This is a genomic window from Pseudomonas sp. DE0010, from assembly GCF_007680745.1.
In the GTDB taxonomy this organism is placed as follows: domain Bacteria; phylum Pseudomonadota; class Gammaproteobacteria; order Pseudomonadales; family Pseudomonadaceae; genus Aquipseudomonas; species Aquipseudomonas parafulva_B.
Window position 1 is genome coordinate 37,975 of the sequence record NZ_VEJQ01000010.1, and the last position, 26,588, is coordinate 64,562.

General features: G+C 62.7%; 24 protein-coding genes. 17 read left to right on the plus strand and 7 right to left on the minus strand.

Annotated features, from left to right (window positions below):
• Positions 1–33: 33 nt before the first annotated feature.
• Together FS767_RS09790 and FS767_RS09795 are read right to left on the minus strand one after the other, a co-directional pair.
• Positions 34–1,320, minus strand: a complete 1,287-nt coding sequence (locus FS767_RS09790) for an aminotransferase class V-fold PLP-dependent enzyme (RefSeq protein ID WP_144965055.1) — start codon at positions 1,318–1,320, stop codon at positions 34–36.
• 16 nt (positions 1,321–1,336) lie between these two features.
• Positions 1,337–2,683 carry a dipeptidase gene (locus FS767_RS09795; RefSeq protein WP_144965057.1) on the minus strand — a complete coding sequence of 449 codons (1,347 nt, stop codon included), beginning with the start codon at positions 2,681–2,683 and terminating at the stop codon, positions 1,337–1,339.
• Positions 2,684–2,894: 211 nt separating this feature from the next.
• On the opposite strand from FS767_RS09795, the gene FS767_RS09800 reads away from it, so the two are divergent.
• Positions 2,895–4,523: a PvdJ/PvdD/PvdP-like protein gene (locus FS767_RS09800; RefSeq protein WP_144965059.1), complete on the plus strand. Its 1,629-nt coding sequence runs from the start codon at positions 2,895–2,897 to the stop codon at positions 4,521–4,523.
• 253 nt (positions 4,524–4,776) lie between these two features.
• On the opposite strand, the gene FS767_RS09805 is transcribed toward FS767_RS09800, so the two are convergent.
• From FS767_RS09805 to FS767_RS09815, 3 genes are read right to left on the minus strand one after another with little or no spacing between them, the layout of a single operon-like run.
• Positions 4,777–6,192 carry an efflux transporter outer membrane subunit gene (locus FS767_RS09805; protein ID WP_144965061.1) on the minus strand — a complete coding sequence of 472 codons (1,416 nt, stop codon included), beginning with the start codon at positions 6,190–6,192 and terminating at the stop codon, positions 4,777–4,779.
• Positions 6,193–6,195: 3 nt separating this feature from the next.
• Positions 6,196–8,160: a MacB family efflux pump subunit gene (locus tag FS767_RS09810; RefSeq protein ID WP_144965063.1), complete on the minus strand. Its 1,965-nt coding sequence runs from the start codon at positions 8,158–8,160 to the stop codon at positions 6,196–6,198.
• Positions 8,161–9,327, minus strand: a complete 1,167-nt coding sequence (locus FS767_RS09815; RefSeq protein WP_144965065.1) for an efflux RND transporter periplasmic adaptor subunit — start codon at positions 9,325–9,327, stop codon at positions 8,161–8,163. It abuts the gene before it with no gap.
• Between the two features lie 211 nt (positions 9,328–9,538).
• Here FS767_RS09815 and FS767_RS09820 point away from each other — a divergent pair, with 211 nt between their 5' ends.
• The 3 genes from FS767_RS09820 (at position 9,539) to FS767_RS09830 (ending at position 12,036) form a co-directional block, all read left to right on the plus strand.
• On the plus strand, positions 9,539–10,015 hold the full coding sequence (locus tag FS767_RS09820; RefSeq protein WP_144965067.1) for a sigma-70 family RNA polymerase sigma factor: 477 nt from the start codon (positions 9,539–9,541) through the stop codon (positions 10,013–10,015).
• A gap of 153 nt (positions 10,016–10,168) precedes the next feature.
• Positions 10,169–10,642 (plus strand): histidine kinase, encoded by a 474-nt coding sequence (locus FS767_RS09825; RefSeq protein ID WP_144965069.1) that lies wholly within the window; start codon positions 10,169–10,171, stop codon positions 10,640–10,642.
• Between the two features lie 74 nt (positions 10,643–10,716).
• Positions 10,717–12,036, plus strand: a complete 1,320-nt coding sequence (locus FS767_RS09830) for an MFS transporter (RefSeq protein ID WP_144965070.1) — start codon at positions 10,717–10,719, stop codon at positions 12,034–12,036.
• A 99-nt stretch (positions 12,037–12,135) separates the two neighbouring features.
• Here the strand turns inward: FS767_RS09830 and FS767_RS09835 are convergent, their stop codons facing one another.
• The gene (locus FS767_RS09835) at positions 12,136–13,800 is read right to left on the minus strand and encodes an electron transfer flavoprotein-ubiquinone oxidoreductase (protein ID WP_144965072.1); all 1,665 of its coding nucleotides are present in this window, start codon (positions 13,798–13,800) and stop codon (positions 12,136–12,138) included.
• A gap of 585 nt (positions 13,801–14,385) precedes the next feature.
• Between FS767_RS09835 and FS767_RS09840 the strand changes: the two genes are divergently transcribed.
• The 9 genes from FS767_RS09840 to FS767_RS09880 all read left to right on the plus strand — a co-directional run bounded on the left by FS767_RS09840 (position 14,386) and on the right by FS767_RS09880 (position 21,418).
• Entirely contained in the window at positions 14,386–15,135 is a 750-nt protein-coding gene (locus FS767_RS09840) for an electron transfer flavoprotein subunit beta/FixA family protein (RefSeq protein ID WP_023533596.1), read from the plus strand.
• Positions 15,136–16,065: an electron transfer flavoprotein subunit alpha/FixB family protein gene (locus FS767_RS09845; protein ID WP_058602655.1), complete on the plus strand. Its 930-nt coding sequence runs from the start codon at positions 15,136–15,138 to the stop codon at positions 16,063–16,065.
• Between the two features lie 74 nt (positions 16,066–16,139).
• Positions 16,140–16,961, plus strand: coding sequence for an ABC transporter substrate-binding protein (locus tag FS767_RS09850; RefSeq protein WP_058602656.1), 822 nt, complete (start codon positions 16,140–16,142; stop codon positions 16,959–16,961).
• 9 nt (positions 16,962–16,970) lie between these two features.
• Positions 16,971–17,324, plus strand: a complete 354-nt coding sequence (locus tag FS767_RS09855) for a DUF4398 domain-containing protein (protein WP_144965074.1) — start codon at positions 16,971–16,973, stop codon at positions 17,322–17,324.
• Positions 17,324–18,133, plus strand: coding sequence for an OmpA family protein (locus FS767_RS09860; protein WP_100852658.1), 810 nt, complete (start codon positions 17,324–17,326; stop codon positions 18,131–18,133). Before FS767_RS09855 ends, FS767_RS09860 begins: the two co-directional genes overlap by 1 nt.
• A gap of 293 nt (positions 18,134–18,426) precedes the next feature.
• The gene (locus FS767_RS09865) at positions 18,427–19,869 is read left to right on the plus strand and encodes a PLP-dependent aminotransferase family protein (RefSeq protein WP_058602659.1); all 1,443 of its coding nucleotides are present in this window, start codon (positions 18,427–18,429) and stop codon (positions 19,867–19,869) included.
• 64 nt (positions 19,870–19,933) lie between these two features.
• Positions 19,934–20,398, plus strand: coding sequence for a hypothetical protein (locus FS767_RS09870; RefSeq protein WP_144965076.1), 465 nt, complete (start codon positions 19,934–19,936; stop codon positions 20,396–20,398).
• Positions 20,399–20,524: 126 nt separating this feature from the next.
• The gene (locus FS767_RS09875; RefSeq protein WP_144965203.1) at positions 20,525–20,779 is read left to right on the plus strand and encodes a YkgJ family cysteine cluster protein; all 255 of its coding nucleotides are present in this window, start codon (positions 20,525–20,527) and stop codon (positions 20,777–20,779) included.
• A gap of 33 nt (positions 20,780–20,812) precedes the next feature.
• Positions 20,813–21,418 (plus strand): START domain-containing protein, encoded by a 606-nt coding sequence (locus FS767_RS09880; RefSeq protein WP_058602662.1) that lies wholly within the window; start codon positions 20,813–20,815, stop codon positions 21,416–21,418.
• Positions 21,419–21,526: 108 nt separating this feature from the next.
• Here FS767_RS09880 and gltA read toward each other — a convergent pair whose 3' ends face one another.
• Positions 21,527–22,816 (minus strand): citrate synthase, encoded by a 1,290-nt coding sequence (gltA, locus tag FS767_RS09885; protein ID WP_023533602.1) that lies wholly within the window; start codon positions 22,814–22,816, stop codon positions 21,527–21,529.
• A 352-nt stretch (positions 22,817–23,168) separates the two neighbouring features.
• Here gltA and sdhC point away from each other — a divergent pair, with 352 nt between their 5' ends.
• From sdhC to FS767_RS09905, 4 genes are read left to right on the plus strand one after another with little or no spacing between them, the layout of a single operon-like run.
• Positions 23,169–23,555, plus strand: a complete 387-nt coding sequence (gene sdhC / locus FS767_RS09890; protein ID WP_088523617.1) for a succinate dehydrogenase, cytochrome b556 subunit — start codon at positions 23,169–23,171, stop codon at positions 23,553–23,555.
• Positions 23,549–23,917, plus strand: coding sequence for a succinate dehydrogenase, hydrophobic membrane anchor protein (gene sdhD, locus FS767_RS09895; RefSeq protein WP_023533603.1), 369 nt, complete (start codon positions 23,549–23,551; stop codon positions 23,915–23,917). The genes sdhC and sdhD overlap by 7 nt, the downstream gene beginning before the upstream one ends.
• A 3-nt stretch (positions 23,918–23,920) precedes the next feature.
• A complete protein-coding gene (sdhA, locus tag FS767_RS09900) occupies positions 23,921–25,693 on the plus strand; it encodes a succinate dehydrogenase flavoprotein subunit (RefSeq protein WP_058602663.1) in 1,773 nt (590 codons plus the stop codon).
• Positions 25,694–25,704: 11 nt separating this feature from the next.
• Complete coding sequence (locus FS767_RS09905; RefSeq protein WP_023533615.1) at positions 25,705–26,409, plus strand: succinate dehydrogenase iron-sulfur subunit; 705 nt, start codon at positions 25,705–25,707, stop codon at positions 26,407–26,409.
• Positions 26,410–26,588 lie beyond the last annotated feature (179 nt).

The window sequence follows — 26,588 nt, forward strand, 5'->3', positions numbered from 1 at the left end:
ATAAGTCCGTGATCGGTGGTCTGCATGAAGGGTTCAGCGGCGCAAGCGTGGCGTGAGTACGGCGATCAGCCGGTCGATTTCGGCTTCGGTGTTGAGCAGGCCCGGTGCAGTGCGCACCACCGGTCCCACGTCGCGCGACACCGCATCGACGACGATGCGCTGGCTGTTGAGGTAGGCGGCGACCTCGTCGGCATCCTGGTCGGCCACCCGAAAGAAGGTGAAGCCAGCCGATTGGCGGGTGCTGCGCGGCGTGACCAGCTGCACGCCCGGCAACGTTTCGAGCCGCTGCCTGAGGTAGTCGTTGAGGCCGTGGATGCGCGCCTGGATGGCGGCCTTGCCGTGCTGCAGGTGCAAGTCGAAGGCTGTGCCCAGCGCCCACCGATGTTCGAAGGCGTGATAGCCGCCTGGGGTGAAGGTGGTGGCGAAATCCTCGTCCTCGGAAAAGGTCGCGATAAGCGGGTTCAGGTTATCGAGTGCGGGGGTGGCAGCGCAGATGATCCCGGTGCCGCGTGGGCCGAACATCCACTTGTGCGTGCCGGCAATGAAGTAGTCGCAGTTCAGGTCGGCAAAGCGCATGTCCTCAACACCAAAGCCATGTACGCCGTCGATGACGTACAGGATGCGCTCATGCTCGGCGCGGTCGCGGTTGGCCTCGCGGACCAGTTCGCCGATGGCGCCGACCGGCAGCTTCACGCCACTGCCCGAGTGCACCCAGGTCATGCCCAGCACGCGGGTCTTGGGGTTGATGGCCGCCTTGATAGTGCTCAGCACCTGGTCGGTGGACAGGTTCCACGGCTCGTCGAACAGCCGCAGGCGGCGTACCGGGGTGCCGTCGCGGGCGGTGCGAAAGTCCAGGGTGTGGCGCGCTGCGGAGTGCTCGTGCACCGTCGTCAGGATCTCTTGCCCGGGTGCTAGCTTCAGCCCACCGTAGATCAGGCCCAACCCCTCGGTGGTGCTGCCGGTCAGGGCAATTTGCCGCGGGGCGACTTCCAGGTAGCGGGCCGCCGCTTCGCGCACCTGCGCTTCGTGCTTCCATTCCGACTGGCTGTCCCAGTCCACCAGCCGTGCCGGGTGCCGGTCCAATTGCGCGCGCAAGGCCTCGATGGCCTCGCGCACCGGTCTTGGGTGCGACGTGATCAGGAAGTTGGCGAAGTGGGCGTAGGCCGGGTCGAGGTTGAACAGGCTGCGAAAGCCCGCCCAGGCGTCAGCGCCTGTGGCGGGTGTGGGCGCGGCCTGGGCGGCGGGTATCAAGTGGCCTGCCAGTGGCAGGCTGGCAGCGAGCAGGCTGGCCTGCTTCAGAAAGGCGCGACGGTCGTTCATCAAAGGGCTCGCATCATCATCGGGAGGGGGTGGCGCCAGGGGCTGCTGCCGCTTGTACCTGCTGCCAGACACGCAGGAAATTGCCGCCCCACAGCTTGCTGATGTCAGCTTCGGAGTAACCCCGTGTAATCAGTTCGGCCGTAACGTTGCGGGCCTCGCTGGCGTCCTGCCAGCCGTCGATGCCGCCGCCTTCGTTGAAGTCCGAACTCAGGCCGACATGGTCGATGCCGACCTTGCGCACCGCATAGTCGATGGCGTCGCCGTAGTCCTTGAGCGTGGCTGGCGGTTCTTCGTCGAGAATGGCGTACAACGCATTGGCGTACTGGCCCACTTTCTGTTCAGGCCAGCCCGCGATGACGGGGTCGCCCGGCATGAGGGCGTAGTTCAGGTCGGCCAGGGGCGGCAGGGAATAGTCGCTGCGCAGCGCGTTGAGCCGCTGCTGGGTTTTGCTGCTCAAGGGCTTGAGGTAGGTGGAGAAGGCGACGATCTGGATGACGCCGCCGCTGTCCTTGATCAGTTGCATTTCCTTGTCCGACAGGTTGCGGCGAATGTCGACCATCGCCCGGGGCGCTGAATGCGACGCCACCACCGGTGCCCGGCTGAGCGCAACGACCTGGGCCAGTGCCTGGCTGGACATCTGCGACACGTCGATGACCACCCCCAGGTCGTTCAGGCGCTGTACCGCCTGTTTGCCTATGGGTGACAGGCCTTCGAGTGCATCGACGGTGTCATTGAAGAAGGGCAGCGGGCGCGAGGAGTCAGCCCAACTGTTGTTGCCCACATAGCTGAAGCCGAACAGGCGCATGCCCCGCGCGGCCCAACGGTCCAGCTGGTCCAGGTCGTCGCCCAGTGCGTAGGCATTGAGCATGCTGAGCAACACCGCAAACTTGCCTTCGCCGTGCAACCTGCGCATGTCCTGCGGGGTATAGGCAATGCCCACCCGTTCGGGAAAGTCGCGGACCATGCCCATGATGGCGTTGTAGCGCACCTCTTGCGTATGGCGGGCGGCCTCGACGAAGCCGGGGGTAGGGCGGTGTGGGCCATTGTCGCCGGTCCAGGATTCGGGCCAGGCGAAAATGGTCAGGGCAGCGGCAGACAGGCGCCCGCGCGCCGCTTTGTTCAGGTCGAAGCGACCCGCACCGTCCTGGTCGGCTTCGCTGCCTTCGGTGCCGAAGGTCAGCGGCAGCGTGATGTGGCTGTCGAACGAAAGCAGGCGCTCCTGCAGGTCATTGGCCTGGCGCATGACGTCCCTGGGGTAGCCTGCCGGCGTGTCGAGATAGTCCCAGGCCGCCCACCCGGCACCGGCGGCCACGGCCGCGGCCAGGCTGATATACAGGGCTTTCTTCCAGCGTGGTGTCGTCATCTTGGTCTCAGTAGGTTCACCGTCGAGGGATGGGCTTGGATGCCGCCGCTACCTGGAGGGAACGAGCTGCGATGGCAGAAATTTAAGCCCCCGCCGCCTGGCTGAAGGCAGGTGTCAGCGCGCACTGCAGCGCTAAATTTCGCCCGCCGGGCCACGTCCTAGCCTTGGATGGGCCGTGCTCCATGGCCGAAGTGAAAGCACAGGTAGGGCAATGACGATTTCTCGACGCGGGTTCATCGCCGGTGTGGCATTGACGGGTATGGCAGTGCCAGGCGCGCGGTACCTGCAGCGGCGGCGAGCCAGTGAAGAGCAATACCCTGAGACACCTGGCGAGGCGGTGGTGGAACTCGCCGATACGCCTGTCAGGCAACTGGGCGACACCTTGCGCGGTATCTGGCACTGGACACCTCAAGGCCGCGAGGCCGGGCTTGCCGGCGTGCCGCCAGGGGAGCTTGAGCTGTTCCTGGATGTGGCTTCGAGCGGGCGGGGTTTGCGCGGCTACCTCGACACCCCTGAACGTTTGCGCAGCACCCTGGAGCCACGCTATCGGGTGGTGGCTGACTTATTGCTCGATCAGCCAGGGACGCTACGCTGGCGCCTGTTGGCCACGGACGCCAACCCGCTTGGGGCACGCTACGAGTGCCAGGTTGTGCTGGACGAGGTCTGGGGGGCGTACGGTAACGCAGGGCCTGCGACCTTGAGCGGGCACGTGGCGGCACTGGAGCGGCCCTTGGCGCTGCCTGTGCAGGACAACCGTTTCCTGGCACTGAAAAAAACCTTTCCCGAAGCGCGGGAGCGCACGCCGTTGCCGGCGCCGTTGCTGGCCAAGTTGATCGCGCCGGAACACCGGCTGTTTCACCAGCTGTGGCATGCGTCGCGGGACAAGTGGCACAAGCTCGATGACGAAAAGCGCGATGCGCTGCGAGGGCTGGGCTGGCAGCCAGGGCCAAGGGCGCGCGAGCGGGATGCCCGGGGCCGGCACAAGGACCGCAACGGCTCCGGCGAAGACTTTCTGTTCATGCACCGGCACATGCTGGGCAACGCCAGGGCCATCGAGCCTTTACCGTCGTGGGCGCGCTTTCCCTTGCCCCAGCCAGCACTCGAGCGCGACCGCGCAGGGTTCGCGGCGTATTTCGACAACCATGACGGCAATGCCTTGCCGCCTACATGGTTGGCCGATGATGACGAGGAGTACACCCAGTGGGTGCGCGACATCAAGAGCCCGGACACCTTCTACGGCAACTTCCAGGTTTGGGAGTCGCGCTATGGTGATCCGCACTACCTCAGTACGCTGACCTTGGGGCAGCTTGGCTCGGAGCTGGAGTTGGGCCTGCATGACTGGCTGCACATGCGCTGGGCCTCGGTGCCGCGCGATCCGGCCAACGGCATGCCGGTGCCGATGGCGCGCACGCCCGACGACTATGCCCAGCGCTGGTATGGCGCCGAGAACGATTTTCTCGGCGACCCTTTTTCATCCCATGTGAACCCGGTGTTCTGGCGCTTTCATGGCTGGATCGACGACCGCATCGAGGACTGGTTCCAGGCCCATGAACGGCTTCATCCTGGTGAGGTGCGGCGCCTGGAGGTCAACGGCGTGCCCTGGTTCGCGCCGGGGCGCTGGGTAGAGGTCGCCGACCCCTGGCTGGGGCCGGATACCCATGGGTGCTCTACAGTGCCCGGTTTGCGCCCAGGGCGGAGCGTGGAGATGGACCCGGAGACCATGAAGCTGGCCCTGCGTATCATCTATGCCGAAGACGAGCGTTTCGCCGCGTTACGGCCCAAGGTGCCGCAGCGGCCGTGGTATGCCCGGCATCTGAAGGTGATGCGGGCGTCGCGGTAAGGGCCTGGGGAATTTCATGCAGCGATGGGACGCAAGGCGGCCCCGACAATATGCGCTGCGAAGCTGAGTTCTTGGGCTGCTGCGCAGCTCAACGCGGCCGGTCTGGCGCCCCGGCGAGGCCGGTCCAGGACTATACCGGAGCAACTGCCTTGCATCGCATCTAAAGGCTAGCCCGTGTGGGAACGGCCTTGCGCCGCGATAGGCCGCGCAGCGGCCTCGGCTATCCTGGCGTTTTTCGAGCTCCGCGTTGCGCCTACGGTGCATCACCCCCCACCTCCCACCCACCACCCAGCGCCTTGTAAAGCGCCACGCTCGCTTGCAGGCGGGCCAGGCGTAGCGTTGCCTGCTGGTCCTGGGCCGTATACAGCGTGCGCTGGGTTTCCAGTACGGTCAGCACGGTCTCGGCGCCTGCCCCGTAGCGCTGTTCGGCCAGGTCAAAGGCCAGTTGGGCTTGTCGCACTTCTTCGTCCTGCCAGTGACGCTGGCGGTCGACACCGTCAAGGGCATTGAGCGCCTTCTCCACATCGCTCAGGCCAGCGAGGATGCTACTGCGATACTGCTCCAGCAATTCGGCCTGCTCGGCCTCGGCCAGGTCGCGGGAAGCCCGCAGCCTGCCGTTGTCGAAAATCGGCGCAAGCAGGCCGGAAGTCAGGGTGTAGTAAGGGCTTGTCAGCGTCTGGGCGAAGGTGCGGGCGCCGCTGCCAAGGGTGGCGCCGAGGATCACCTTGGGCAGCATGGCCGCTCGGGCCACCTGCACGTTGGCATTGGCCGCTGCCAGGCGGGCCTCGGCGGCGGCGATATCGGGGCGACGGGTCAGCAGGTCGCTGGGCAGGCCGCTATCGACCGTCGGCCAAGCCACGTTGGCGAACGGCTGACGGCTGGTTGGCAGTTGCTGCACCGGGTCGCCGAGCAATGTCGCGAGGCTGATTCGGGCGTCTTGCACCCGTTGCGCCAAGAGGGGGATCTGACGCGCCTGGGCCGCGACCAGGCTGCGCTGCTGGGCAAGCTCCAGGCGTGTTGCCGAGCCTGCGCGCTGACGCGCCTGGACCAGGCGCAAGATGCCCCGTGCATTGTCCAGGTTCAGTTGGGCGATGCGCAGTTGCTCGGCCAGGGCCAGGCCCTGCAGATACGTGTTGGCAATGTCGCTGAGCAGGGTCAGCTGCACCGTCTGCCGGTCGAAGCGGCTGGCTTGCAATGCGTGCAGGGCATTGTCGCGGCTAGCCCGCAGGCCGCCCCAGAAATCGATTTCATAGCTGGCACTGAGCTGGGTATCGAACGCGGTGCTGGTGCGCTGGCTGCTGGTGGCATCGAGGTCGTCATAACCCTCGCCCTTGAGCAGCCGCTGGCGGCTGGCATCCACGCCCAGTTCGACCGCTGGCAGCAAGGGTGCATTGGCGATGGCAGCACGGGCTCTGGCCTGGCGGATGCGCGCGGTGGCGGCCGCCAGGTCGTGACTGTTATGCAGGGCGCGTTGCACCAGGCTGTCCAGTTCGGGGCTGTTGAAGGACTGCCACCACTGACGCGCCGGTCCATCGGCCTCACTGAAAGCGCGTGTCGGGCCCTGCCAAGCCCCTGGCAGCTGGACCTCTGCCTGGGGCAGAGTGGGCGGGCTGCACCCGGCGAGCGCCAGGCAGAGGGTCAACAGGCTGATGCGGCTTGGCAAGGGCATGGCTTATTCGCTGGTAAGGGCTTTGACCGGGTCGAGTCGGGCGGCCTTGCGTGCGGGCATGAAGCCGAACACGATGCCGGTGATCACAGCGCAGGTAAAAGCGCCAAGCATGGCAGGCAGCGCGAAGGCCACCGCGATATCGGCCAGCATCAAGCCGGCGCCGACGACCAAAGCCAGGACGATGCCGCTGAGCCCGCCCACCATCGACAGCATGACCGCCTCGCTGAGGAACTGGCGCATGATGTCGCGCTGGCGCGCTCCGGTGGCCATGCGGATACCAATTTCGCGGGTACGCTCGCGCACGGTCATCAGCATGATGTTCATCACCCCAATGCCGCCTACCAGCAGCGAGATGGCCGCAATGGCGCCGAGCATCAACGACAGGCTGCTCTGGGTGCGTGCCTCGGCCTGGATCAAGGCCGCATCGTTGGTCAGTTCGAAATCGTGGCGGCCTTGGTGGCGCTGGCGCAACAGGTGATCGATGGCCGCCTCGGTCCCGTTGACCTGCGTCGAATCGCGCGCCGCGATGGTGATGTAGTCGGGGTCGCGATGACCGAACAGGCGGATGGCGGCGGCCGAGTACGGCACCACGATACGCCCGTCGCTGTCCTGGTCGCCGGAGCTGGCGCCTTTTCCCGCCAATATGCCGATCACCTGGAATGGCACGTTGCCGATCAGCAGGTATTGGCCGATCGGGTTGGCATGATCGCCCAACATCTTCTCCCGCACTTTCTGGCCGATCACGGCGACTGCCGCCGCGCCGGCTTCGTCGGCCTGGCTGAAGAATGAGCCCTCGACCACGGGCCAGTTGAAGATGTCCTCGAACCAGGTGTTGTTGCCGCCCACGTAGAAGATCTGGCTGGTGTTGTTTTGGCGCACCATGAGCTTTTCCCCGATAACGGGCATGACGTGCTTGACCTGCGGCAATTGGCCGATGGCGGCGACATCGTCCAGGGTGACGGTACCTGCCGGCTCGCCGAGTGTCGCCGGCTTGCCGTTGAGATAAAGGATGTTGGAGCCGAACGCGGCCATCTGCGCCATCACCTGGCGCTTGCTGCCTTCCCCCACGGCCAGCATGACCACCACCGAGGCTACTCCGATGACGATGCCTAGCAAGGTGAGCGCGGTGCGAAAGCGATTGATCCACATGATGCGCCAAGCTGCCTGGAGTGCTTCGACCAGCTCGCCTTTCCAGGCGCCGCGCAGCTGCGCCCCCTGGCCCAGGCGCTGACGCAGGTCATCGGCCTGCAGGCCGGGGGGGCGGGCTGCGCCGTCGCGCTGGTCGGCCGAGTCGCTGATCATGAGGCCGTCGCGAATTTCGATGACCCGGTGCGCGCGGGCCGCGACATCTCGGTCGTGGGTGATCAGGATGATCACATGGCCTTGGTTGGCCAACTCGTCCAGCAGTGCCATGACTTCCTTGCCGCTGTGGCTGTCCAGGGCACCGGTGGGCTCGTCGGCGAGGATGATGTGGCCACCGTTCATCAAGGCGCGGGCAATCGACACCCGCTGCTGCTGACCACCCGAGAGTTGATGCGGGCGGTTGGCAGTGCGGCTTGCCAAGCCTAACCGGTCCAACAGGGCCGCGGCGCGCACCTGGCGCTCCTGGGCCGGGATGCCTGCGTAAATGGCGGGCATTTCGACGTTTTCCAGCGCAGAGCCGGAAGGGATCAGGTGGTAACCCTGAAACACGAATCCGAATGCCTCGCGGCGCAGCCACGCCAGTTCATCGTTGCCCAGCTCGGCCACGTCCATCCCCGCGAAGTGATAGCTGCCGCGGGTGGGACGGTCCAGGCAACCGAGGATGTTCATCAGGGTCGACTTTCCGGAGCCCGAAGCGCCAACGATGGCAACGAATTCACCGGGATGAATACGCAAGCTGATACCCCGCAGCACGTCCACCCTGGGGCTGCCGAAGCCGCCGTAAGCCTTGCAGATGTCGCGAAGTTCGATCAAGGGTGTGGTCATCTAGCCTCCACTGCCTTGGCCGATCAGTAACCGCTCACCTTCGCCCAGGCCATCGAGCACCTGCACACGCAGGCGATCGCTAAGCCCTGTTCGTACCTGACGCGGTTGCACCTGGCCATCGGGGGCGAGCACCTGGGCGGTGTGCATGCCATCGCGTTCGTCCAGCGCGGCCAGGGGTACGGTCAGTACACCGCTGGCCTGCCCGACGACGAAGAACACTTGCGTGGTCATTTCGGCCATCAGCGCACCGTCAGGGTTCTCCACATCCAGCAAGACGGTGTACTGCACCACCTGAGTACCGGTGGCGCCATTGGTCGCGCTCGCCGGGCTACCGCCACCGCTGCTGGTTTGCTCCAGCGGCTTGGGTGGAATCGGCAGGATCTGCCTGACGCGGCTGCTCCAGCGGCGCTTGCCGCCTGCCAGTGTCGTGAAATAGGCCGTCATGCCGGGCTTGACCTTACCGATGTCGGCCTCCGATACCTGCGCCCATACCGTCATCGGCGAGAGCTTGGCGATGCGCAGAATCAACGGGGTTTGCTGTTGAGCATTGAGGGTCTGGCCTTCACGGGCATCCACCGCGACCACGGTGCCGTCCATCGGGGCGTAGATACGGGTATAGCCCAATTCGGCTTCGTCACTGCGCAGGCTCGCTTGGGCCTGACGGATCTGCGCCTGATACATGTCGATACGCGCCTGGGTGACGCTGAGCTGCGCATTGGCCGCCTGCACATCCTCTTCGCGGGTAGCGCCGGCGTCGGCCAGGCTGCGCTGGCGGGCGAGCTGCTGCTTGGCCAGTTTGAACTGGGCGCGCTGCTCGGCGAGCTGCGCCTTGAGGTTGTCGATGGAAAAGCGCCCGGCATCCACGCGCGCCTGCTGTGTTGACGGGTCAATCTCCACCAGCAGTTGTCCCTTGCGCACGGTATCGCCGGCTTCGACGTGAAGCGTGCGAATCTGCCCGGAGGCTTGTGCGCCAACATCCACATAGCGCCTGGGTTGCAGCGTGCCCAGCGCGGTGACGCTGCTTTCGATGTCTGCACGCGTCACGGTGACGGTATTGGCCGGTACCGCGCCCAGGGGCAGGGTGCTCCAGGCCAGAAGACTGCCCAGGCTCAGCAGGGCGAAGCCGCCCAGAAGCAGGCGGTGGCGAGTAGCGGGTGCACGTCTCATGGGGACTTCCAGCCGAAGTGGGCCTGAGCGCAAGCAATGCCTGTGCGCAGGCAGGTCCCCGTTAAACGAAGGTCATGGTGTTGAATTTAGCCCTGGCAGGCGACCGACGTCGGTTGCTGCGGTTAATGATAATTTGTAAGATTCCAATTTGATATCACCTGCGACCATCTGGGCTGCGCGGGGCAGTCATCGGGCGATTCAGGGTGCCGCCGTGGAACACTATTATCGCGAGTTGGTCAATTTCCTGAGCGCACGCCTTGGCAGCCGCCAGGCTGCCGAGGATGTGGCCCATGACGCCTACGTTCGGGTACTGGAGCGTGTCGATGCGCAAGTGATCGAGCACCCTCGCGCGTTTCTTTATCGCACCGCGCTCAACCTGGTGGTGGATCGACATCGGCGCCACTTGATTCGCCAGACCGAACCGCTGGAAGTGCTCGACGAGGGCGTTCAGTGGCAGCACACGGTCTGGTCCCAGGACATGCACCACGCCCAGCGGCTGGACCTGCTCCAGCGCGCCTTGGACGAATTGCCCAAGCCATGCCGTGACAGCTTTCTGCTGCGCAAGCTCGAAGGCTTGTCCCACCCGCAGATCGCCGAGCGGCTGGGCCTGTCGCGTAGCCTGGTGGAAAAGCACATCGTCAATGCCATGAAACACTGCCGGCAACGCATGCGCCAGTGGGAGTCCTGACGGCACGCCGCGCAAACTGCACATTCTGTTGGGCCGGCCCTTGCTTTCCGAGGGTTTCCCGGCTTGTATCTAGGGGTATCGATGCCGGACCTGGCATGGGCTTGACGGGCTCGATCAGGTCTTGGGCGCTCCTACCACTGTCCAGGTCCGACCATGGCCAACAAGTCCTTGCGTATCCTGATTGCCGATGCCCACCCGTACCAACGCCTGCAACTGGAGCGTATGCTCAATGGCCTGGGGTATTACCGTATTGCCCCTGTCGACAGTTTCGAGGAGCTGCAGCGCCTGGTACTCGGTGCCCTGCAGCCCTTCCACCTGCTGCTGGGCAACATCGAATTGGCCAGCCACGCAGGCGTAGACCTGGTACGGTTTTGCCGGGTCAGCACGCAGATCCAGCATGCCCTGCTTTACCATTGCGCCCAGCTGAAGGTGCCTGCGGTGCCCCAGGCCGAGCGCCAGGCGGTCAGCCTGAGCCTGCCCCACGTACCTGACGATGACGCCCTGGCGTCGTTCATGTCCATCATCGACGCACCCGTGGTGGTGGGCACCTTACCTATGCCAGATGGGCTACGCAGGGCGGGCCCCAGAGCGCCGGGCAACTTGGCCCAGACGGTCTTTCATCGCTGAGCCGGGCAGGGTAGGGGGCAATCGGGTCGCTATTTGCTATCCTCCGGCCTTTGAACATTGCTGCGAAACCTGCCATGACTGCCACCGATACCGCTCGTCCACCCCGGTTCACCCGCCGTGACCACCGGACGCTGGGCCTGGCTGCGCTGGGCGGCGCACTGGAAATCTACGATTTCATCATCTTCGTCTTTTTTGCCCTGACCCTCAGCCAGCTATTCTTCCCGCCCGAAATGCCTCAATGGCTACGGCTGCTGCAAAGTTTCGGCATCTTCGTCACCGGTTACCTGGCCCGGCCGTTGGGTGGCATCCTGATGGCGCATTTCGCGGATCACCTGGGCCGCAAGCGCGTTTTCAGCCTCAGCATTCTGATGATGGCGCTGCCTTGCCTGCTCATCGGCGTCATGCCGACGTATGCCGACATCGGCTACGCGGCGCCGTTGTTGTTGCTGGCTCTGCGCATTCTGCAGGGGGCTGCAGTCGGCGGTGAAGTGCCCAGTGCCTGGACCTTCGTTGCCGAACATGCACCGCCCGGGCGACGCGGCTATGCCTTGGGTTTTCTGCAGGCTGGGCTCACGTTCGGCTATCTGCTGGGCGCCCTGACGGCAACCTTGCTGGCCCACGTGTTCTCGCCCGAGGAAATACTCAGCTACGCCTGGCGTTATCCGTTCCTGCTGGGGGGCGTGTTCGGGGTCATCGGCGTGTGGTTGCGCCGCTGGCTGAGTGAAACACCGGTCTTTGTGGCCTTGCGCAGCCAGCAGGCCCCGGTGAAGTTTCCCTTGCGACAGGTGCTTGGCGAACATAAACGTGCCTTGGCGCCAGCGGCGTTGCTGACCTGCGTGCTGACCTCGGCAGTGGTGGTGCTGGTGGTGATCACCCCGACGGTCATGCAGCAGCGCTTTGGCATGAGTGCCGGGGATACCTTTGCCCTGAGCAGCGTGGGCATCGTGTTTCTGAATCTGGGCTGTGTGCTTGCGGGGTTGCTGGTCGATCGCGTGGGCGCGTGGCGGGCGCTGCTGCTGTACAGCGTGCTGCTACCCCTGGGGATCGGCGTGCTCTATGCCAGCCTGATCGGGCACTGGGGCATGACATGGGTGGCCTATGCCCTGGCGGGCTTGTCGTGCGGCGTGGTGGGCGTGGTGCCCTCGGTCATGGTCGGGCTGTTCCCCGCGCAGATTCGCGTATCGGGCATTTCGTTCACCTACAATGTGGCCTATGCGCTGTGGGCCAGTATCACGCCCTTGGCGCTTATCGCACTGATGCCATGGAGCCCTTGGGTATGTGTGGGTTTCTGTCTGGTGATGGGCGGGGTAGGGGTAATGACGGCGGTGTACTTCGGGCGCCGAGAGCCCCTGGCGGCGGGTGAACCTGGGCTTGAGCTCTCGCGCACGGCCTGAAACGTGTGACCCTGCCGTTTCCGAGCACGCCCTGGCCGATATAAAAAGCCCCCGGTTCGAGAGAACCGGGGGCTTCTTGTATCGGCCAGGGCGAGGTGACTACATGTTCGGGTAGTTGGGTCCGCCTGCGCCTTCGGGCGTAACCCAGGTGATGTTCTGGGCCGGGTCCTTGATGTCGCACGTCTTGCAGTGCACGCAGTTCTGCGCGTTGATCTGGAAACGCTTGCTGCCATCTTCCTGAGTGACTACTTCGTAGACGCCTGCCGGGCAATAACGCTGGGCAGGTTCGTCATACAGCGGCAGGTTGCTGGCGATCGGAATGGTCGGGTCGGCCAGCTTCAGGTGGCAGGGCTGCTCTTCTTCATGGTTGGTGCTGGACAGGAACACCGAGCTGAGCTTGTCGAAGCTGAGCTTGCCGTCGGGCTTGGGGTACTCGACCTTTTGCGAGTCTGCGGCCAGCTTCAGGCAGGCATAGTCAGGCTTGGTGTCGCGCAGCGTGAAGGGCAGCTTGCCGGCGAACCAGTTCTGGTCGATGTAGTTGAACGCAGCACCCAGCAACGGGCCGAACTTGTGCATGGCCGGGCCGAAGTTGCGGCTGGCGAACAGTTCTTCATGCAGCCAGCTGGCCTTGAAGGCGCTGACATAGCCGTCTAGCTGGTCACCGCCCTCACTGCCGGCGATCAGGGCGTCAGCGACGGCCTCTGCAGCGAGCATGCCCGACTTCATGGCCGTATGGCTGCCCTTGATCTTGGCCACGTTCATGGTACCCAGGTCGCAACCGATCAGGGCGCCGCCCTTGAACACCATCTTGGGCAGCGAGTTGATGCCGCCCTTGGCCAGCGCGCGCGCACCGTAGCTGATGCGTTTGCCGCCTTCGAGGTACTGGCTGATCACCGGGTGGTGCTTCAGGCGCTGGAACTCGTCGAAGGGCGACAGGTAGGGGTTGGCATAGGACAGGTCGACGATCAGCCCGACGACCACCTGGTTGTTCTCCAGATGGTAGAGGAATGAGCCACCGGTGTTGTCCTTGGCCATGACGTCCAGCGGCCAGCCGGCGGTGTGCACCACCAGGCCTTGCTGGTGTTTGGCTGGGTCGATTTCCCACAGTTCCTTGAGCCCGATACCGTAGTGCTGCACGTCCGAATCGCTGTCTAGTTTGAAGCGCTTGATCAGTTGCTTGCCGATGTGGCCACGGCAGCCTTCGGCGAACAAGGTGTATTTGGCGCGCAATTCCATGCCTGGCGTGTACAAGCCTTCCTTGGGCTGGCCTTCGCGATCGACCCCCAGGTCGCCCGTGACGATGCCGCGTACGACGCCGTCTTCGTCGAATAGCGCTTCCTGGGCTGCGAAGCCTGGGTAGATCTCGACACCCAGGTTCTCGGCCTGCTGGGCCAGCCAGCGGCACAGGTTGCCCAGCGAGATGATGTAGTTGCCCTGGTTGTGCATGGTCTTGGGCACGAACAGGTCAGGCACCTTGGTGGCGCTGCCGGCATCCTTGAGCACGTAGATGTCGTCACGCTTGACCTCGGTGTTCAGCGGCGCGCCCAGCGCCTTCCAGTCCGGGAACAGCTCGTTCAGCGCGCGTGGCTCGAACACGGCGCCGGAGAGAATATGGGCACCGACTTCGGAGCCTTTTTCCACCACGCAGACGCTGATTTCGCTACCGGCTTCGGCGGCCTTCTGCTTCAGGCGGCAGGCGGCGGACAGGCCCGCCGGGCCGGCGCCGACGATGACCACGTCGAATTCCATGTATTCGCGTTCCACAGGTTCTCTCCTACTCATCAAGGCTCATAGCTGTTGCTTTGTCTTATGGGTGCGCGGGCATTCGCAGCGGTGGCCGGGCCACCAGGTTGTAGCTGGGCAAATGACGAACTACACCGTTTTGTCTTGGACGCGCATTATATCTACACCACTTGACCGGTCCAATACAAACGTTTGTTTGAATTTGCCGCAGCCCAGTAAAATCAAAGGGAGGCGGCTGGAAGGTGACCGATTTGCCGTATTGACCGGATGGGGTGATACGGTCAAGATACGAGCGGTTTCACGTTCGCCGTAGGCTTGCAGCCGGGCGCAGGTACACCTCTAAAGACCAGGTGTGGAGCAGGGTTTTCAAGCGTTCAAGCGGTTTGTAGTGAAGTCTACACGCCACGACAGCAAATGACCCGCGTGCATTTTTGCCCCAGGCATGTGCACATCAGTGATGGGTCGGCGAACGCCGGGACGCACTTGGTTGCGTTCACCATGAAAACTTCGTCTGCGGCTTGTTTCCAGAGGTGCCCTTGTACCCACGCGTATCGCAGGGCCTAGTCCCAGGCGACTATCTATTCACCGGAGAGTAACGAGGAATCCATGAAGGTTCTTGTAGCTGTCAAACGAGTGGTCGACTACAACGTCAAGGTTCGCGTCAAGGCGGACAACTCCGGCGTCGACCTTGCTAACGTCAAGATGTCCATGAACCCCTTCTGCGAAATTGCCGTGGAAGAGGCCGTTCGCCTGAAAGAAAAAGGCGTTGCGACCGAGATCGTCGTCGTATCCGTCGGCCCGACTACCGCCCAGGAGCAGTTGCGTACCGCCCTGGCGCTGGGTGCCGACCGCGCCATCCTGGTCGAAGCAGCCGACGAACTGAACTCCCTGGCAGTGGCCAAGGCGCTCAAGGCCGTGGTCGACAAGGAGCAGCCGCAGCTGGTCATCCTCGGCAAGCAGGCCATCGACAGTGACAACAACCAGACTGGCCAGATGCTCGCCGCACTGACCGGTTACGCCCAGGGCACTTTCGCGTCCAAGGTCGAAGTCGCTGGCGACAAGCTCAACGTCACCCGTGAAATCGACGGCGGCCTGCAAACCGTCGCGCTCAACCTGCCGGCCATCGTCACCACCGACCTGCGCCTGAACGAGCCGCGCTACGCGTCGTTGCCCAACATCATGAAGGCCAAGAAGAAGCCGCTCGAGACCCTGACGCCGGATGCGCTGGGCGTTTCCCTGGCCTCTACCAACAAGACCCTGAAAGTCGAAGCACCCGCTGCCCGTGGCGCTGGCATCAAGGTCAAATCGGTGGCCGAACTGGTCGAGAAGCTGAAGAACGAAGCGAAGGTAATCTAAATGACTATCCTGGTTGTCGCTGAATACGAGAACGGTGCCGTAGCGCCGTCCACCCTCAATACCGTTGCTGCTGCCGCCAAGATTGGTGGTGATGTGCACGTACTGGTCGCCGGTCACAACGTAGGTGCCATTGGCGAATCCGCCGCCAAGATCGCCGGCGTGGCCAAGGTTCTGGTCGCCGATAATGCCGCTTACGCCCATGCGCTGCCCGAGAACGTTGCGCCGTTGATCGTCGAGCTTGCCCAGGGCTACAGCCACGTGCTGGCCCCGGCCACCACCAATGGCAAGAACACCCTGCCGCGCGTTGCAGCGCTGCTGGACGTCGATCAGATCTCCGAAATCATCTCGGTCGAATCTGCCGACACCTTCAAGCGCCCGATCTACGCGGGTAACGCCATCGCTACCGTGCAGTCGAGCGCCAGCGTGAAGGTCATCACCGTGCGCACGACCGGCTTTGATGCCGTGGCTGCCGAGGGTGGCGCCGCCGCTGTCGAGGCGGTGGGTGCTGCCCACGATGCTGGCATCTCGGCGTTCGTTTCCGAAGAGCTGGCCAAGTCCGATCGTCCTGAGCTGACCGCTGCCAAAATCGTCGTTTCTGGCGGGCGCGGCATGGGTAACGGCGATAACTTCAGCCACCTGTACAGCTTGGCCGACAAACTGGGTGCCGCTGTTGGCGCTTCCCGTGCAGCGGTCGATGCGGGCTTCGTGCCCAACGACATGCAGGTCGGCCAGACCGGCAAGATCGTCGCTCCGCAGTTGTACATCGCCGTCGGTATCTCGGGCGCCATCCAGCACCTGGCCGGTATGAAGGACTCCAAGGTGATCGTGGCGATCAACAAGGACGAAGAGGCACCGATCTTCCAGGTGGCCGACTACGGCCTGGTTGCCGACCTGTTCGAAGCCGTGCCGGAGCTGGAAAAGCTGGTCTGATCCGCTGGCTTCACTTATAAAGAACCCGGCCCTCTTGTTGAGGGCCGGGTTTTTTTATGGTCGAGGAGTGTGGGATGAGGTTGGGTGCAACGGGCAGGGCGCTGGCCTGCATGACAGTTCTGGTATCGCCACTGGCGATGGCGGCAGGCAAGTGCGAACGCCTGGTGGCCACCGGCAGCCCCGACGCGCCGCCCTATTCGTGGCAGGATCCTAAAGACCCTAAGCACCTGATTGGCGCCAACGTCGACTTGCTGCGCCAAGTCGCGGGGGAGCTGGGTATCAAGGTGGAGGTGCTCAATGCCGGCCGGCGCGACCAGGCCCTTGAGGAGGTGCGCAGCGGGCGCATGGATCTGCTGCTCGATGCGCCGTTGCAAGTTGAGCAATTGACATCGCTGGACTATATCCACCCGCCGTTGCAACTCAATGAGTACCTGGTATGGACGCGGCACGATGCCGAGTTGACCTTCGATGGCCCAGCCGACCTTGCGCGGTATCGGGGGAGTCTTTCGGAGCGCGCGCGGTTGACCCCCGCGTTCACCGCGTTTGCCAAAGACCAGTTGAAACCGGTGATGGCGCAGAATCTGACCCAGGCCTTTCAGAAGTTGGTGCTCGGCCAAGTGGACTACGTGCTAGCCGGTCGTTACTCGGGCATGGCCATGGTCCAGAGCCTGGGCATGAACGATGCCCTGATTGCCCGCGGCTTACCCGTTGATCGACCCGGGCTATACGTGGCGCTGTCCCATGACTCGGCGTGCAACGACAGTTGGCTGCGTGGGCATTTGGCGAAAAAACTGACAGAATTGCCCATCTCCGGTACGTCCGATGCTGTGCTGCAGACCAATCTCGAGCGCTGGAAGGCGCAATTGCAGGTGCAGGGCGACGCCCCCAAACACTAGGAAGATCGCGTGAAAACCCAACCTTTGATCCTTGCCATGGCCATGCTTGCCCTGGCTGGCTGTGCCAACGACCCTGCCCCGGATGAGCAGATGCGCCTCTCCGAGCAGGCCCTGGAACAAGCAAGAGCGGTTGGTGCTACCGACCAGGTCGAAGCGTTCAAGCTGGCCGAAGACAAACTGGGACGTGCTCGTACAAACATGCTCACACAGGATTTTCGCGACGCTCGCATGCGCGCCGAACAGGCTGAGCTCGATGCTCGGCTGGCCGAGGCACAAGTGCTGAACCAAAAGAGCGACGAGCAGTTGCAACTGCTGCAATCGAGGATCAAGCGGCTGCGCAAACAATTGGAGGTGCAGCCATGATGGCGCGTGGTTCTTTCACGGTACTGACGTTGCTGGCCCTTGCAGCAGGCCTGACCGGTTGCGCCAGCCAGCGCAGCACGGCCGCGCTGGATCAAGCCGCTGCCAGCTTCCAGAAGGTCAAGGATGACTCGGATGTGCTGCGCAGCGCGCCGCGTGATGTGATTCGCGCCGGCGAGTCGCTGTCGCGCGCCGAGCGTTTGTCCAGCTACATGGGTACCGGTGCCGATGTGCGCCATTACGCCTACCTCAGTCAACGCTACAGCGAAATTGCCAGTGAGCACGCCAAGCTTGCGCTGAATCAGGAGCGCCAGGCCAAGCTCGACTTGGAACGCCAACGGCTGCAACTGGCGCTGCGCGAGGCCAAGCTGGCCAGCGTGCAGCAACAGGGCAAATGGGTCGAGTCGCAGATCGTCGCACTGGCGTCGGAGCAGCCCGACCGTGGCTTGGTCATGACGCTGGGTGACGTACTGTTCGATACCGGCAGCGCCGACCTCAAGAACTCGGCCAGCCGGACGGTGCTAAAGCTTGTGCAGTTCCTCCAGCTCAACCCCCGCCGCATAGTGCGCATCGAAGGTTATACCGACAGCACTGGCACGCCTGAAGAAAATCTCAAGCTGTCCCGCGACCGGGCGCAGGCCGTGGCCGATATGCTGGCCGACCTGGGCATCGATGAAAAACGGATGCAAGTCGAGGGCTATGGCGACCAATACCCGGTTGAGGTCAACGCCTCGGAGCGGGGCAGGGCGCAGAATCGGCGGGTCGAGATCGTGTTCTCCGACGACAAGGGCAAGCTCGCGCCAGCACGCTGACGGCTGGGTGTCAGGCCCGGGCAATGGGTCATGCTGGCCGTCGAAATGGGCAGTGCATGGCCGCCGTTGCCCCTGCGCGTGAATGACTTGTGGGCGCTTGCCACCTGCCGGATAGGCCCATGACCAGCATGCCCGCACACCGTTAACGTGCGGGTGCTGCAAATCGCTTCCAAGCACGTGTACCGTTGACTATTCTGTCATCTGTCCCAGTACACTTTGCAACTGTTCCGGTATCCTGAACCGCAGTGAGCGACACAAGAATAATGAGCCTGTCCGCGCGTCGAGATCCAGCCATGACCAACCTGCTGTTATACCAGCGTATCGCCCAGCAACTGGCCGAAGACATCCGGCGCGGTGTCTACCAGCCCGGCGAACGGGTGCCTTCGGTGCGCAAGATGAGTGCGCAGCTCAATGTCAGCCATGCCACCGTCCTTCAAGCGTATGCCAACCTGGAGGACCAGGGGCTGATTCGCGCGCGTCCCCAGTCTGGTTACTATGTGCATCAGACCCCGGCGCTAACGGCACCCACGCCGGACATCGCGCGCGTGGAGCGCCCCGGTCTGGTGACCCGGGCCAGCATCATCCAGCAGGTGCTGACCGAGGCGCGCCGCGATGGCGTATTCGCCTTCGGCGCGGCCGTGCCACATGTCGACTATCTGCCCGTGCGAGCCTTGCACCAGCAACTGGCCAAGGTGACACGCTTTCACAGCCCGCGCGCCTTCAGCTACATGTTCAGCCCAGGCTTCGAGCCCCTGCGTCGGCAGATCGCCATTCGCATGCGCGACGCCGGCGTGCTGGTCGACCCACAGGAGGTGATCGTCACCCATGGCTGTGTCGATGCCTTGCAGATGTCGCTGCGTGTGCTCACCAAGCCCGGCGACCTGATCGCGGCCGAGTCGCCGACCTACTACGGTCTTCTGCAATTGGCGGACTTGCTCGGATTGAAAGTGATCGAGATCCCCAGCGACCCCTCGACCGGCATCAGTCTCGAAGCCTTGCAACTGGCCGCCAACCAATGGTCCATCAAGGCGTTGGTGTTGACCGCGCGGTTGAGCAACCCGCTAGGAGGGACCGTTCCTGAAGAGCGGCAAAAGCAGTTGCTGCGCCTGGCATCGGACTACGACATCCAGATCGTCGAAGATGACATCTATGGCGAGTTGATGTTCGAGCAGGGCAAGACCAAGGCCTTGAAGGCGTTCGATCGTCTGGACAGGGTCATCTACTGCTCAAGCTTCTCCAAGACGCTGTCGCCTGGCGTGCGGGTGGGCTGGATGATTGCAGGCCGCTACCAGGACGAGATCCAGCGCTTGCAGACCTTCACCACCCATTCGGCGTGCAGCGTGACCCAGATGGCGGTAGCGGCTTACCTGGAAAACGGTGGTTATGATCGCCATCTTCGCTTCATTCGCCAGGAGTACCGCAAGAACCTCAGTGCTTATCAGTTGGCGGTGCAGCAGCACTTCCCGGAGGGCACTCAGATGACGCGCCCAACGGGCGGCTTCATTCTCTGGGTGAGCTTGCCTGGCCGGGTCAATACCCAGGAGCTGCACGTGCGGGCACTGGAGCAGGGTATCAGCATTGCGCCGGGGCTGATTTTCAGTAACACCGAACAGTTCAACCACTGTATCCGCCTGAACTGCGGGATTCCATGGAACAAGGAGGCCGAGCGCGCAGTCATCACCTTGGGACTACTGGCACAACAATTGTGCAGGGAGCCTGCAACCCCACTTTTGTGAGGCTTGCCAGGCGGCTGCGGAACAGGGAGCATACGCATTTTCCATGGGGTTCTGTCCATTTGCCATGAACGCACTGCGCCGGTATCTGATGGTCTTGTGTCTGCTGCCTGCGGTTCTGCCGGGCAGCCCAGCCCAGGCTGCCCAGCCAGCAAGCCAGGCACAGTCCGCTACGGGTAAAGCGCAAGTCAAGCCCAAGGCACAGCAAAGTGCTCGCAAGGCAGTCAGCAAGCGCGCTAAATCGACGCACAAAAAGGTCAGTAAGCAAGTGGCCAAGCCATTGCCTAAAACCAACCTCGACCTGAGCTTGCCGACCGAGCTGGTCGATAACTTGCAGCCGAACGTGGGTGAGCCATCGCCCATCAAGAAGCGCAAACCCTTGCTGCCGCCGTTGTTCGTTGAAAAGTCCGAAGCCGACAGTCCGTTTCAACTAAACGGCCGCTTGATCAGCAACGAAATGCAATTGCAGCTTCGCAACGACAGTCGCCGGGATGTCGAAGGCGCCGCCATCGATTTCGAGTACCGTCAGTGAGCGGGGACTGACCGGCCAGTCAGTGGATTTTCATCCGGGTGGCAATTTCAAACGTCCGTTTGAGCGGTTACTATCCGTGTGTGCCGCCCTATCCCGTTCTCTGGAGTCCTGATTCACTTGAATGCCATGAAATGCCGCGAAGGCTGCGGCGCCTGTTGCATCGCGCCATCCATTACCTCAGCCATGCCACTGATGCCCGAGGGCAAACCGGCAGGGGTGAGGTGTCTGCACCTTACCCCTGCGAACCTGTGCGACCTGTTCGGCAAGCCCGAGCGACCGGCGGTCTGTGGCGGTTTCAAGGCCGATCCCGAGGTGTGCGGCGCTGACGATGAAGAGGCGATCAGGATTCTGGGCTGGTGGGAGCGGGTAACGGCGGCGTGACAGGCTGGATCTTCGACAACAAGGATAAACATGATGAGATCGTTCAAGCGTATTGCGCTGCTGTGTGGCGTCAGTGTTCTGTTTGCACCTGTTGCCTTGGCTGAAAACTGGCAGGTGGCCAAGGACGAGGAGGGCATCAAGGTCTCCCTCAGTGAAGTGCCGGGCTCCAAGTACAAGGCTTACCGAGGCGTGACCGTCATCAAGGCGCCGCTGGCCAAGGTTCAGGCGTTGCAGGAGGATGTGGCCGGGGCTTGTGCCTGGATTCACGAGTGCAAGTTGCAGAAACTGCTCAAGCATGAGGGTGACCAGAGCTGGACCTACACCCAGTTCAATACACCCTGGCCTGTGACCCCACGCGACTCCGTGCTGCGTGTAACAACGGTCAAGAGTGCCGATGGCAGCCTTACGCGCAACCTCGTCGAAGAGCCTGCCTACGTGCCCGAGGAGAAGGGCTTCGTGCGGGTGGCGAAGGTGGACGGTTTCTGGAAGCTGGTGCCCAAGGGTGACAGCACGGAGGTCACGTACCAGGTGCATACCGAGCCAGGCGGCAGTGTGCCGGCGATGGTTGCCAACAAGTTCGTGGTGGAAGCGCCGTTCAATACGCTCAAGGCGCTTCGGGCGCGCGCTGAGAAAAACTGACGTTTTTCTGCTGCATGGGTGAAGGCCGCCTGTCACAAGAGGCGGTCAGCACTGGACCTACGAAAAAGGCTGCCCGAGGGCAGCCTTTTGGCATTGGGCGTGGAACGCTTACTTGCGGTCGGTCAGTGCCACGATGTCGCGCTTCGCCTCGCCGGTGTACAGCTGGCGCGGACGGCCGATCTTGTACGGGCTGGAGAGCATTTCCTTCCAGTGCGAAATCCAGCCTACGGTGCGCGCCAGGGCAAAGATCACGGTGAACATGCTGGTCGGAATGCCGATGGCCTTCAGGATGATGCCTGAGTAGAAGTCGACGTTCGGGTACAGCGAGCGCTCGATGAAGTAAGGATCGGTCAGGGCGATCTCTTCCAGGCGCATGGCCAGTTCGAGCTGCGGGTCGTTCTTGATGCCCAGCTCGCGCAGGACTTCGTCGCAGGTCTGCTTCATCACGGTGGCGCGCGGGTCGCGGTTCTTGTAGACGCGATGACCGAAGCCCATGAGCTTGAACGGATCGTTCTTGTCCTTGGCCTTGGCGATGAAGGTGTCGATGTTGGACACATCGCCAATCTCATCGAGCATGGTCAGTACCGCTTCGTTGGCACCGCCGTGGGCCGGGCCCCAGAGTGCCGCGATGCCGGCAGCGATGCAGGCGAACGGGTTGGCACCCGACGAACCTGCCAGGCGTACGGTGGAGGTGGAGGCATTCTGCTCGTGGTCGGCGTGGAGGATGAAAATCCGGTCCATTGCCTTGGCCAGCACCGGGCTGATCGGTTTGATCTCGCACGGGGTGTTGAACATCATGTGCAGGAAGTTTTCCGCATACGACAGGTCGTTGCGCGGGTACATCATGGGCTGGCCCATGGAGTACTTGTACACCATCGCGGCCAGGGTCGGCATCTTGGCGACCAGGCGCACCGCGGAAATTTCGCGGTGTTGCGGGTTATTGATGTCCAGGGAGTCGTGGTAGAAGGCCGACAGGGCGCCGACCACGCCGCACATCACCGCCATCGGGTGAGCGTCGCGGCGGAAGCCGTTGAAGAACGTCTTGAGCTGTTCGTGAACCATGGTGTGGTTCTTGACGGTGCTGACGAACTGGGCTTTCTGCTCGGCATTGGGCAGTTCGCCGTTGAGCAGCAGGTAGCAGGTCTCGAGGTAGTCGGACTGTTCGGCCAGTTGCTCGATGGGATAGCCGCGATGCAGCAGGATACCCTTGTCGCCGTCGATGTAGGTGATCTTCGACTCGCACGAGGCCGTTGCCATGAAACCAGGGTCGAAGGTGAAGTGACCAGTGGCCCCCAACCCGCGGACGTCGATTACATCAGGACCAACCGTGCCGGTTAAAATGGGCAGCTCGACGGGGGCAGTGCCCTCGATGACCAACTGCGCTTTTTTGTCAGCCATGTGGCCTCCTATTAATGCTTGAAATCATCAGACAGACCCCCCACGCAGGGCCCGCACCACTATAGAGGGATAAATTCAGATGTCAATTTGCCTAAAGGCTTGTTGAATCAGCTCTTCAAGCCTGATTTTTCCCGAAATTCTCGCCCATTTACGCCTTTTCCTCATTAAAGGCAATGCGCTATTCGGGCTACCCCCTCACGTTGTCATGAGCAGCCTAACTGTCTATACTCGGCACCCGACCGCCAGGGGCTTGCAAGCCCGACCTGCTGGGGGTCGCCGTTCCCTGGGTGGTGGGTACCTGACCAGTACACTTACCAACAACTTTGCCCTGATTCGCTAGGGGCTCTTCAGTGTGAAAAAAGCCGTGAAAAGCCAACGACCTGTAAACCTAGACCTAAGGACCATCAAGCTTCCTGTCACCGCGTACACGTCCATCCTGCACCGTATCTCCGGCGTCATTCTGTTCATCGGCCTTGCCATCATGCTGTATGCACTGGGCAAGTCGCTGGGTTCGGAGGAAGGCTTCGGTGAAGTGAAGGCGTGTCTGACCAGCCCGCTGGCCAAGTTCGTGACCTGGGGCCTGTTGTCCGCCCTGCTTTATCACCTCGTGGCAGGTGTTCGTCACCTGATCATGGACATGGGTGTCGGCGAGACGCTGGAAGGCGGCAAGCTGGGCTCGAAAATCGTGATCGTCATCTCCGTGGTGCTGATCGTTCTGGTGGGAGTTTGGGTATGGTAACCAACGTCACGAACCTGTCGCGTTCGGGCCTCTATGACTGGATGGCGCAGCGCGTCTCGGCGGTCGTTCTCGCGGCTTACTTCATCTTCCTGATCGGCTACGTGGTCGCCCACCCAGGCATCGACTATGCCCAGTGGCATGCCCTGTTCTCCAACAACGCGATGCGGATCTTCAGTCTGCTGGCCCTCGTTGCCCTCGGCGCTCACGCCTGGGTCGGCATGTGGACCATTGCTACCGACTACCTGACGCCTATGTCGTTCGGCAAGTCGGCAACTGCGATTCGTTTCCTGTTCCAGGCGGTATGCGGCGTTGCGATGTTCGCTTACTTCGTCTGGGGTGTGCAGATTCTCTGGGGTATCTGATCCATGGCTAGCATTCCAACCATTTCCTTCGACGCCATCATCATCGGTGGCGGCGGCGCCGGCATGCGCGCAGCGCTGCAGCTGGCCCAGGGCGGTCACAAGACTGCCGTGGTCACCAAGGTCTTCCCGACCCGTTCGCACACCGTCTCCGCCCAGGGCGGCATCACCTGCGCCATCGCTTCGGCCGACCCGAACGACGACTGGCGCTGGCACATGTACGATACCGTCAAGGGCTCGGACTACATCGGTGACCAGGACGCTATCGAATACATGTGCCAGGAAGGCCCGGCTGCGGTCTTCGAGCTGGACCACATGGGCCTGCCGTTCTCGCGTACCGAAACCGGCCGTATCTACCAGCGTCCGTTCGGCGGCCAGTCCAAGGACTTCGGTAAAGGTGGCCAGGCTGCCCGTACCTGTGCCGCTTCCGACCGTACCGGTCACGCGCTGCTGCACACCCTGTACCAGGGCAACCTGAAAGCCGGTACCACCTTCCTCAACGAGTACTATGCCGTTGACCTGGTGAAGAACCAGGAAGGCGCCTTCGTCGGCGTGATCGCGATCTGCATCGAAACCGGCGAAACCATGTACATCAAGTCCAAGGCCACCGTTCTGGCCACTGGCGGTGCTGGCCGTATCTACGCCTCCACCACCAACGCCCTGATCAATACCGGTGACGGCATCGGCATGGCACTGCGCGCCGGTGTTCCGGTGCAGGACATCGAGATGTGGCAGTTCCACCCGACCGGTATCGCCGGCGCCGGCGTACTGGTCACCGAGGGCTGCCGCGGTGAGGGTGGTTACCTGATCAACGCCCACGGCGAGCGCTTCATGGAGCGCTACGCACCGAACGCCAAAGACCTGGCCGGCCGCGACGTGGTTGCCCGTTCCATGGTCAAGGAAATTATCGCCGGCAACGGCGTGGGCCCGAACAAGGACCACGTACTGCTGAAGCTGGACCACCTGGGCGAGGAAGTGCTGCACAGCCGTCTGCCAGGCATCTGCGAACTGTCCAAGACCTTTGCCCACGTTGACCCTGTCGTTGCGCCAGTGCCGGTCGTTCCGACCTGCCACTACATGATGGGTGGTGTTGCCACCAACATTCATGGCCAGGCCATCACCATGGACGAAGAAGGCAATGATCACATCATTCCTGGCCTGTTCGCCGTAGGTGAAGTGGCGTGCGTATCGGTTCACGGTGCAAACCGCCTGGGCGGCAACTCGCTGCTCGACCTGGTGGTATTCGGCCGTGCTGCCGGCCTGCACCTGGAAAAGGCGCTGAGCGACGGCATCGAGCACCTCGACGCCAGCGACACCGACATCGACGTTGCCCTGAACCGCCTGAACAAGCTCAACGAGCGCTCCACCGGCGAAGACGTAGCCAGCCTCAAGCGCGAATTGCAGAGCTGCATGCAGAACTACTTCGGTGTGTTCCGTACCGGCGAGTACATGCTCAAGGGTATCGAGCAACTGGCTGGCCTGCGTGAACGTATTGCCAACGTCAAGATCAACGACAAGTCCCAGGCCTTCAACACCGCGCGTATCGAAGCGCTGGAGCTGCAGAACCTGCTGGAAGTTGCCGAAGCTACCGCCATCGCGGCCGAAGCCCGTAAAGAGTCGCGCGGCGCTCACGCCCGTGAAGACTTCGAAGACCGTGACGACGAGAACTGGCTGTGCCACACCCTGTACTACCCGGGTGTCAAGCGCGTTGCCAAGCGTGGCGTCAACTTTGCGCCGAAGACCGTGCCGGCCTTCGAACCAAAAATCCGGACCTACTAAGGGTGGCTGCTATGTTGAAAGTCGAAGTTTATCGCTACAACCCCGACACCGACGCGGCCCCCAAGATGGAGTCGTTCGACGTCGATACCGGCGGCAAGGACCTGATGGTTCTGGATGTATTGGCGCTGATCAAGGAAAAGGACGAGGGCTTCTCGTACCGTCGCTCCTGCCGTGAAGGCGTGTGCGGTTCCGATGGCATGAACATGAACGGCAAGAACGGCCTGGCCTGCATCACCCCGCTGTCGGGCGTGGTCAAGGGCAACAAGCTGGTACTGCGTCCGTTGCCTGGCCTGCCGGTCATTCGTGACCTGGTCGTGGACATGAGCATCTTCTACAAGCAGTACGAGAAGGTGAAGCCGTTCCTGCAGAACGATACGCCACCTCCGGCCATCGAACGTCTGCAGTCGCCGGAAGACCGTGACAAGCTGGACGGCTTGTACGAGTGCATCCTGTGCGCGTGCTGCTCCACGTCCTGCCCGTCATTCTGGTGGAACCCGGACAAGTTCCTGGGCCCCGCCGCGCTGTTGCAGGCCTACCGTTTCCTGGCCGACAGCCGTGACACCAAAACCCAGGAGCGCCTGGCGTCCCTGGATGACCCGTTCAGCGTATTCCGCTGCCGCGGGATCATGAACTGCGTCAACGTTTGCCCTAAAGGTCTCAATCCGACCAAGGCAATCGGCCACGTACGTAACATGCTGCTGCAAAGCGGCACCTGATACACGTTGTACCTGCAGTACGCCGACGTGCGGGTGTAACGCCCGCACCGAGGTAAAACCCGAACGGGGCTCACAAAGCCCCTGTTCATTACCTATGAAGATGAGACCAGCAGGGGCTTTCCGGGCTGGTACCCGGAAAATCAGCAGGATCCAGGTGGCGTGGTTCAGTCGCTGTTTTC